Origin of the sequence: Streptomyces sp. NPDC047917 (genome assembly GCF_043204345.1) — a bacterium.
Lineage (GTDB): Bacteria > Actinomycetota > Actinomycetes > Streptomycetales > Streptomycetaceae > Streptomyces > Streptomyces sanglieri.
The window spans coordinates 543,603-551,756 of the sequence record NZ_JBIDCA010000004.1 but is presented as its reverse complement, the minus strand read 5'-3'; the positions used below and the strand labels follow the sequence as shown (position 1 = coordinate 551,756).

8 protein-coding genes and 2 pseudogenes are annotated in these 8,154 nt (G+C 68.8%); 7 read left to right on the top strand and 3 right to left on the bottom strand.

The window, feature by feature from the left end:
* Window positions 1-116: 116 nt before the first annotated feature.
* Window positions 117-616 (top strand): annotated as a pseudogene (locus ACGF8B_RS12270) (transposase); the annotation flags it as partial.
* Between the two features lie 3 nt (window positions 617-619).
* Here the strand turns inward: ACGF8B_RS12270 and ACGF8B_RS12265 are convergent.
* Window positions 620-1,087 carry an aminotransferase class I/II-fold pyridoxal phosphate-dependent enzyme gene (locus ACGF8B_RS12265; protein WP_392737252.1) on the bottom strand — a complete coding sequence of 156 codons (468 nt, stop codon included), beginning with the start codon at window positions 1,085-1,087 and terminating at the stop codon, window positions 620-622.
* 737 nt (window positions 1,088-1,824) lie between these two features.
* Here ACGF8B_RS12265 and ACGF8B_RS12260 point away from each other — a divergent pair.
* The 6 genes and pseudogenes from ACGF8B_RS12260 to ACGF8B_RS12235 all read left to right on the top strand — a co-directional run bounded on the left by ACGF8B_RS12260 (window position 1,825) and on the right by ACGF8B_RS12235 (window position 6,806).
* Window positions 1,825-2,571: an IPT/TIG domain-containing protein gene (locus ACGF8B_RS12260; RefSeq protein ID WP_392737250.1), complete on the top strand. Its 747-nt coding sequence runs from the start codon at window positions 1,825-1,827 to the stop codon at window positions 2,569-2,571.
* Window positions 2,572-2,783: 212 nt separating this feature from the next.
* Window positions 2,784-3,800, top strand: a complete 1,017-nt coding sequence (locus ACGF8B_RS12255; RefSeq protein ID WP_392737248.1) for an IPT/TIG domain-containing protein — start codon at window positions 2,784-2,786, stop codon at window positions 3,798-3,800.
* A gap of 202 nt (window positions 3,801-4,002) precedes the next feature.
* The gene (locus ACGF8B_RS12250) at window positions 4,003-4,518 is read left to right on the top strand and encodes an Ig-like domain-containing protein (RefSeq protein WP_392737246.1); all 516 of its coding nucleotides are present in this window, start codon (window positions 4,003-4,005) and stop codon (window positions 4,516-4,518) included.
* A 285-nt stretch (window positions 4,519-4,803) separates the two neighbouring features.
* A pseudogene (locus ACGF8B_RS12245) lies at window positions 4,804-5,057 on the top strand (TetR/AcrR family transcriptional regulator C-terminal domain-containing protein); the annotation flags it as partial.
* A gap of 251 nt (window positions 5,058-5,308) precedes the next feature.
* Complete coding sequence (locus ACGF8B_RS12240) at window positions 5,309-5,494, top strand: DUF4872 domain-containing protein (RefSeq protein WP_392737244.1); 186 nt, start codon at window positions 5,309-5,311, stop codon at window positions 5,492-5,494.
* A gap of 745 nt (window positions 5,495-6,239) precedes the next feature.
* The gene (locus ACGF8B_RS12235; RefSeq protein WP_392737242.1) at window positions 6,240-6,806 is read left to right on the top strand and encodes a GNAT family N-acetyltransferase; all 567 of its coding nucleotides are present in this window, start codon (window positions 6,240-6,242) and stop codon (window positions 6,804-6,806) included.
* A 195-nt stretch (window positions 6,807-7,001) separates the two neighbouring features.
* Here the strand turns inward: ACGF8B_RS12235 and ACGF8B_RS12230 are convergent, their stop codons facing one another.
* Both ACGF8B_RS12230 and ACGF8B_RS12225 read right to left on the bottom strand, forming a co-directional pair.
* Window positions 7,002-7,496: an FBP domain-containing protein gene (locus ACGF8B_RS12230; RefSeq protein ID WP_392737241.1), complete on the bottom strand. Its 495-nt coding sequence runs from the start codon at window positions 7,494-7,496 to the stop codon at window positions 7,002-7,004.
* A 55-nt stretch (window positions 7,497-7,551) separates the two neighbouring features.
* The gene (locus ACGF8B_RS12225; protein ID WP_392737239.1) at window positions 7,552-8,064 is read right to left on the bottom strand and encodes an NUDIX hydrolase; all 513 of its coding nucleotides are present in this window, start codon (window positions 8,062-8,064) and stop codon (window positions 7,552-7,554) included.
* Window positions 8,065-8,154 lie beyond the last annotated feature (90 nt).

Below are 8,154 nucleotides of genomic sequence, written 5' to 3'. Positions count from 1 at the left end.
TTTTTCTGGTGGTGTGGGTGGGTGGGGGTGGGGGGGGGGGGGGCCGGCGGGGGCCGGGCCCCCCCCCCCCGGCGGGACTTGCTGGTCGACGTCCTCTACGGCCGAGCGAGGGTCACGTGCCCGTCCTGCGCTCATCCATAACCGACCCGTTGTGGGACCAGTTCCAAGCCCTCCTGCCCAAGCGGGCGGCGGCCGCTCATCCATTGGGCTGCCACCGTCCCCGCATCCCCGACCGGTCGTGTCCGACAAGCTCCTGGCCCGCCTCGTGCTGGGAGGCACTTACCAACAGCATGCCGACCACACCTGCTCGGCAACCACGATGAGGGCCCGGCGGGATGAGTGGATCGCCGTCGGCGTCTTCGAGCAGCTGCACAAGCTGGCGCTGGAGGCCTGCGACGAGACCATCGGCCTCGACCTTGAGAATCTCGTGGTGGACGGTTGCATCGTGAAAGCCCCTGGCGGTGGCCAGAACACCGGGCGCAGCCCGGTGGACCGAGGCAAGAGTGGTCTGAAACGCTCGGTACTGGTCGACGGTGGGGGCTTGCCGCTGGGGTGGGTCCTGGCTGGCGCGAACCACAACGACTCGCCGCTGCTGCGTCCCATCCTGGAGACCCTGTGACTAGACCAGGTCGGCGAGTGTCGTGTCGTCGACGACCGGGACACCGGCGTGCTCGGCGAGCCGGGCGATCTCGGTGCGCCGTTGGGTGCTCATAACTGTGCCGGTGGGGTTCTGGCAAGTCGTCATCACGTAGAGCAGTGAGACGGAGGACCGGGCGAGTGTCTCGCGCAGCGGACGTACCTTGATGCCCTCGGAGTCGGTCGGCAGCGCCAGAAGCGTCGCCCCTGCGGCGTGGGCGGCGTCGAGGGCGCCGACGTAGGTGGGGTTCTCGGTGGCGATCACGCCGCCGTCGCGGCCGAACAGTGTGAAGAGCAGGCTGATCGCCTGCTGTGCTCCGCTGGTGACGAGCACTTCGTCGGCCGTGGTCGGCAGTCCGAGCCCGGTGTAGCGGGCGGCGATCCGAGCCCGCAGGGAGGGGAGGCCGAGCGGCTGGTATCCGAGATCGGTGGCCTGCAATCGCGACTTCATGAAGAACGCCTTGTCCGAAACGAGGGGGCGTCGGCCGCCCAGGCCCGATCCGCCATGTGCAGGTCGATGAGCGATCACGTCATAAGGCACGACGTCTAACGGGGCCCTGCGCGCGAGCCTTCCTGATCTCCGCCCCAACGCCACCGGGTTCCGCATTACTCCGATCGGGTGACACGGTGGCCTGAGGCTTGTGGCATATGCCGGAGGTTGGGTTACTGAAGTATCCAACCAATGGGCAGCAGTACCGCCCGGGGCGCGTGGTGCCGGGGTGGGTTGTCGCCCTTCACACGTGGGGAGGGCGCACGTCCGCCGGGATCGCGATGGGCACCCCGGGGGGTTGGATGGCCGGCCGGTGCCGCTTGCGCGGTGCCGGCCGGTTTGCTCTGTGCGCCAGGCGGAGGTCGGTGGTGTACGCCGGTGGTACGCAGGTGGTACACAGGCGCTCGCCGCGACGCACATTGCCATCCAGGTGTTGTGATTGATGGCTTGTCATACAGACGCCACGGTGGGGTAATTGAGGCAGCGAACCGGTGGGCCGCCCATCCCATGACCGGGGAACACGGTAAAGGGCGGCGTCTGCCGGTTCTTCCTTTGTGCTTGCACCTACGAGGGAATTCCGTCGACCCGACGGCACGGTTCAGCCGCCCGTCCTCCCGCAAGGATCTTCCGCGAAGGTCGATCCGGAGGCCCCGGTTCCGCTGTGTCCTCTGTCTATCCTGTCAGCGAGGAGTCTCTCCATGCCCATCTCTCCGAACCAGGGATCCACCGGCGGCGGCACGCTGGTGACCATCACCGGTACGAACCTCACCGGCACCAGCGCCGTCACCTTCGGGGCCAAGCCGGCCACCAACGTCACCAACGTTTCTCCGACCCAGGTAACGGCCATATCGCCCTCGGGCACCGGTGCGGTCGGAGTGACCGTGACCACCGCGGGCGGCACGAGCAACCCGGTTTCGTTCTTCTATGTCGGAGCCCCGTTCAAGTCCTCGCTCGGGCCGACCTCCGGCCCCCTGGCGGGCGGAAACACGGTCACGATCAACGGTGTTGGGCTGGCGACGGCCAGCAGCGTGTCTTTCGGCGCCAACACCGCCACGCCGACGGTCGTCTCCGACACTCAGCTCACCGTCGCCGTGCCGGCGGGCGCAGCCGCGGGCCCCGTCGGAGTGAGTGTGACCACCGCGGGCGGGACAAACAACGGTCTGTCCTACACCTACGTGGACGTACCCACTGTGACCACCGTCGCGCCGGCCTCGGGGCCGACTGCCGGCGGCACGGGTGTGACCATCACCGGCACCAACCTCGGCACCACCGAGTCGGTCACCTTCGACGGCAATCCGGCACCGTTCTCCGTGGTGAGCTCCACCACGGTCTCGGCGGTGACCCCGCCCGGCGCTGCCGGTGCGGTCGACGTGGTGGTGACCAACCTGGCCGGCTCCGACACGGCCGCCGACGCGTTCACCTACGTCGCGGCTCCCGGAATCTGACACTCACCCACGCTGCCGCTCGGTCCTTACCGGGCGGCAGTGTGCCGTGACCGCCGCTTCCAGGCGGTGGCTCTCGCCCTCTCCGCCGTCCGGCCACCGATCCTCGGTGGGCGGACGGCTCTCACCCGCCGATGTCCCGGATGCGGTTCCCCCAGCCCTGACCGGTATCCGCATTCCCCGGGCTTTGCCCAGGCTGCCATAGGAGCATCCTCATGCCGCCCACGATCACTACCATCAATCCCTCGCAAGGGCCCACCACCGGGGGTACTACCGTCACTCTCACCGGCACGGGGATGACAGGGGCCACCGCCGTACGGTTCGGCAGCACCAACGCCACCTCCTTCACCGTCAACTCCGCCACTCAGATCACGGCTGTGAGCCCGCCCCGGGCCGCGGGCGCGGCGGCGGTGACCGTTCTCCATCCCACGGGCAACAGCAACTCGGTGACGTTCACTTATGTCGTGGCACAAGTGCCGGTGGTCACCGTGGTGGCGCCCAGCAGCGGTCCGGCGTCGGGCGGCACCAGTGTCACCCTGACGGGAACGGGGTTCACCGGAGCCACGGCGGTTACCTTCGCCGGGATCCCGGCGATTTCGTTCATGGTGAACTCGGCCACCCAGATCACCGCCGTGACGCCTGCCGGAAGTGCCGGGGCAGCCGTGGTGACCGTAACGACACCAGGGGGCGTCAGCGCCCCGGACGCATTCTTCTTCTACGCCGCGCCTCCCGTCCTCAATACTGCCGCCCCCGCCCAGGGCCCGACGGCCGGCGGCCTGGCGGTCACACTGACCGGGATCAATCTGCTCAACGCCGGTGCCGTCCGCTTCGGCGCCACCGACGCCGCCTCCTTCGCCGTGGTGTCGGCGACACAGATCACGGCCACCTCACCGCCGGGAACGGGTAGTTCACCGATCACGGTGATCACCCCGGGCGGTACGAGCAACCCTGTTGCCTTCACCTATGTCGCCACGCCCACCCTGACGGCGTTGGTGCCCAGCAGCGGTCCGACCTCCGCAGGCGCCGTGGTCACCCTCACCGGCACGAACCTGGCCACGGCTTCGGCCGTCGCCTTCGGGGGTACGGCCGTCTCATTCACCGTCGCGTCGGGCACACAGATCACGGCGGTCGCACCCGCAGGTTTCGCGGGCCCGGTCACTGTGACCGTCACCACAGCGGGCGGCACCAGCCCCGGGCTGACCTACAACCGGGTCGTCGCGCCCGGTATCTGACACCGGAGAAAGAGGCGCCTGAAACGCCTCACACCGCTTCCTTGCTCCCCCACTCAGTTGCCTGACGGCCGGTCCGGGCTACTGATCCAACCAGGCTACTTTTGGGCGTCGCCTCCCTGGAAGACAAAAGAGATCATCATAGCGTGAAACCGCACGGCGCCCGCGCCCTGTGGGCCCGGCGACAGAACAAGGAGCCGAACCGGTGAGGATCACACAACACAGAGGGAAGCTGGTCGTCGCCACAGCGCTGGCCGCCGTACTGGGGCTCGCCTCGCCCGCCTGGGCCGTATCGTCGAGCACCACGGTGACGGCTGCTCCGCAGTCCGCCGAGGTGGGCACTGCGGTACAACTGCTGGCCACGGTCGACTGTTCTGCTGACCCCACCGGCGGGCTCGGCGTGACGTTCTTCGACGGCTCCGACGAGCTCGAATCCGTGCCCGTGAACGCCAACGGCCAGGCCGTCTACACCCTCACACTCACCACCGTCGGCGCGCACACCATCACCGCCGCCTACAACGGCAACGCGGAGTGCGACGCCTCCAACAACACCACGACCGTCCAGGCCACGGCCGCCCCGAATCCGCCCGGTCCGACCCCCGGCTTCTGTCTTCTCGCCTGCGGTGGGCTGATCAACTTCTCCGTTGGTGACATCACCAACAACGTCAACATCTCCCCGCACAAGTATGGGGCCCGGAATCAGCAGCACCCGCGCCAGTGACCTGAGCTAGAGATTCGGTGGCAGTAGTGGGCGACTTTGTCCGGGATCTCGTCGGCAGTCTTCGTTCAGACAAAGGGCCGTGGCTGCGCGTTCCAGTCGGTGGGCCAGGCCCGGATGCCGCGTTCGAGGGCTTGGACGGAGCGGTGGACGCCGCGCATCAGTTTCTTCTGGGTGAGCTCGGCGAAAGCCCGTCGACCAGGTCGACGGGCTCACCGGGGGTGTGTGGCATCGATGTTGTCGAGGAGCTGATCGATGATCGACTCGATGACGGGGATCATGTCGCGTGTGCGGCGGGTGGCGGCCCGGGGCGGAGCCGGCGTCATGTCGCTCTGGAGCTACGCCCCCGACAAGGACACACTGCTGGAACCGATGGTCGACACGTCAGCGGCGAGCTGACGGTCGCGGACCCGCACAGTGGTGACTGGCGTACCGATCTGAAGGCGATCGCTCATCTGTAGCGCGCCCACATGCTGCGGCACCCCTGGCTGCCCGCCGCTCTGTCCACCCGCCGCGTTCCGGGCCCCAACACCCTGGCCTTCCGGAACACTCGCTCGCCGCCTTCGCCCGCTTCTTGGGCCGCCTGATCGACGGCCTCGACGCCGACTGATGCCAAGTACCTGTGGGTGCGCCCCGTCCTTCGCGGCCCGGTGCAGGACGCCCGCCAGTGCCTCGGCATCAGCCTCAGCTGGGCGATTTCGTCCGCCCACCTGTTCCTGTGGACGTCGGTGCAGGCTGATCAGTCCGGTACAGGAGAGCGCGGAACCGAGGCATTGAGAAGGCGGGCAAGCTGGTGGGTGGACGGTTCCAGCGCACCGATGCCCCGCAGCGAGATCTGCCACAGGCTGCCCTCATGATGGAGAAGGCCGGCACCGGCGGCGCCCTGTTCCGTAACCTCTACCGCGACTTCCTTGCCGAATGCACCAATCTGCTCGACAGAAGCCACCTGCGCACCGGCCGCACGCTGCCAAGAGCCTGATTGACTTCGCCGTTCTACTCGGCGACGAGGGACGTCACGACGACGCCCTGAGGATGGTTGACGCGAGCTCCGCCGTGCTGGACCAGTACGGAGGCGAGCGGTCGCGGGCTGCGTTCGAGATTCAGGAGTGGTCCCTGCGCGTTAGGGGCTGGCTTGAGGTCACCGGGCGGGCGCCCGGTCGGTAGTCAGAAGCCGGGCGGAGAGACAGCGAGGGAGCCGACCTCGATCACGCTGCTCCGAGGAATACGGACGCTTCTCCCTGCCCCCGACGTCGCGCGCGGCCGGATCGGATGTATGCAGGCAGAAGCCTGGTCGCCAGCGCAGTTGCATTGGGGACCAGTTGGGGACCACACGGCGTGCGCGGCAGCGAACGTGTTGGGTGCTTACGCACAACTCGTGCTCAGTTTTAGTCTGTTATGTCAGGACAATCCACCTGGCTCCCACTCCTGGGGGTCAAGGGGTCGCAGGTTCAAATCCTGTCGTCCCGACTTGTGAGAGTCGCGGGCCGAAGGGTCGTTCCAGAGAAATCTGGAGCGGCCCTCCGGTCGTTCCCGAGCCGGTCAGGAAGCCGGATGCCCGGCTTCCTGCGCCCTCGCCGAAAACCGTACAACCGCTGTGCCCGCGCACCGAGTTGCCCGGTGCCCTGCCGGAATCCCAGCTGTTCGACGCTCCGCTCGCGGCCGGCCGGACCGGCGATATTCGGCAGGGGCCGTCGTGACGGCACCCGGCAAGGCACGATCGGCACATGGAGAATCAGTCGAGAGCCTTACCCACTGCCCCTGTTCGCCTGGCCGGGCAGAACATCGTGCTCAGGGAGTGGGACGATACGGACATTCCAGCGTTGATCGAGATGTACGACGATCCGGAGATCAACCGCTGGACGCCCGTACCCTCACCGTTCGACGAGGACGCCGCCCGCGCGCACCTCGGGAAGGCCGGTGAGGCCCGGGCCGAGGGCCGTCGTGTGCAACTGGCCATCACGGCCGACGGCGGGCAGCCGCAGGGCGAGGTGCTGATCTGGTGGGACGACCTCGACGGCCGGGACATCGAACTCGCCTACGGCGTCGGGCCCCGGTTCCGGCGTCGGGGGCTGGCCTCCGCGGCTGTCACGGTCGCCACCGGGTACGCCCTTCAGCACTGCGGAGCGAGGCGCGTGCTGCTCCGGATAGAGGTTGACAACGCCCCGAGCGCCGCCGTGGCACGATCGGCGGGATTCGCGCCCACCACGGACGAACCCATCGCGCGGGAGGCGAAGGGGCGGAGAGTGCTGCTGCGGACCTGGTGCCACGGGAACGGCGAACCGGCGCCCTGACCCACCTCGGCGTCACCCCCGAGCTGCCCGGACGCCCCGGGCCGCTCGGGCCCACCGCGCTGGAGCGGGGCCGGCGGAACGGGGCAGGGCGTGGTGGTCTCCGGGAGGCGCGATGAGCCGGCAGCCGGTCCTTCTGCCCGTCGCCTTCGCCGACGGCGCCCCTGCCCGAAGGCGCTCACCGGACCTTCCGCCGCCTCAGTCGAAGAGCTTGTCCAGGAACGCGTCGAGGTTGCTCCTGGTCCGCTCCACCTGCTCCGCCACCGTCAGGGACTCCTTGAACCGGGAGCCGGGCGCCGCGGTCTTCCTGCCCCGGACATACAGCGAACAGGCGAGGTCGGTGCAGATGTACAGCCCGACCGAATTGCCCTCGCGCCCCGCCGTGCCGGTCTTGCGGGCGGTCATCAGCGATACGCCGCTCCCCGGGTGCGTGGTGAGGCAGAGCGAGCACATGCTCCGATGGAGGAAACCGCGCTGCTGGGAGGGGAAGCGGAGGGTCACGCCGATGAGCTCGCCGTCGCGTTCGGTGACGATGTAGCTGCGCCCGGGGGCGGAGAGATCCCGCCACCCCAGGAAGTCCAGATCGTCCCAGGGCTGCTCCTCCAGATCGCGGGGGAGCGGCAGACGCTTGGCCTCCCCCTTGGAGCAGTTGACGAACGATGCGCGGATGTCCTGCTCATTCAGGGCCTTCATGCGAGGGACGCTAACGCTGCCTATGACCACTAGGCAAATGATTAATGGGGCAAGGTTATGTATCGGTCCCGGCGGCACCCGCGCCGTCCGCGATCATCAGCCGGTGCGCGGGCGGGTGCTCGATCGACAGGTCCGGGCGCCAGGCCGCGAGCACCTGCGCGGAGGGGGCGAACAACGGCCCGGCCAGGGCGTCGGGCGCCATCCACCGCCAGGCGCTGATCAGATGCGGTTCGGTCACCCGCGGGGCTCCCGACCGTACGGTCACCTCGGCACCCATCGACACCCGGTTGATGCCCCCGACCACGTCGTGGAGCATGGCGAAGACGCGCACGGCCGCCGCGTCGGCCTCCAGCCCCGTCTCCTCGCGCAGTTCACGGACGGCCGCCTCGGCGATCGACTCGTGCGTCGGGTCGACCTTGCCGCCGGGCAGTTCCCAGGTTCCGCCGTGGTGCCTGCCGAGGAGGATCCGTCCCCGGCCGTCCTGTACGACAACCCCCACCCCGAGCGCCGCCTGCGCCTTCGGCGGGCGGGTGTTGCGGGAAGAGGCTTCCGCGGGTGTGGTCGTCATGGTGCTCCCTGTGTTCCTCGCGGGCGGGGAGGGCGCGGGCGCGGGGCCCGGCACTCCGGTCGTACGAGGCAGCCTACGGACCACCGCGCC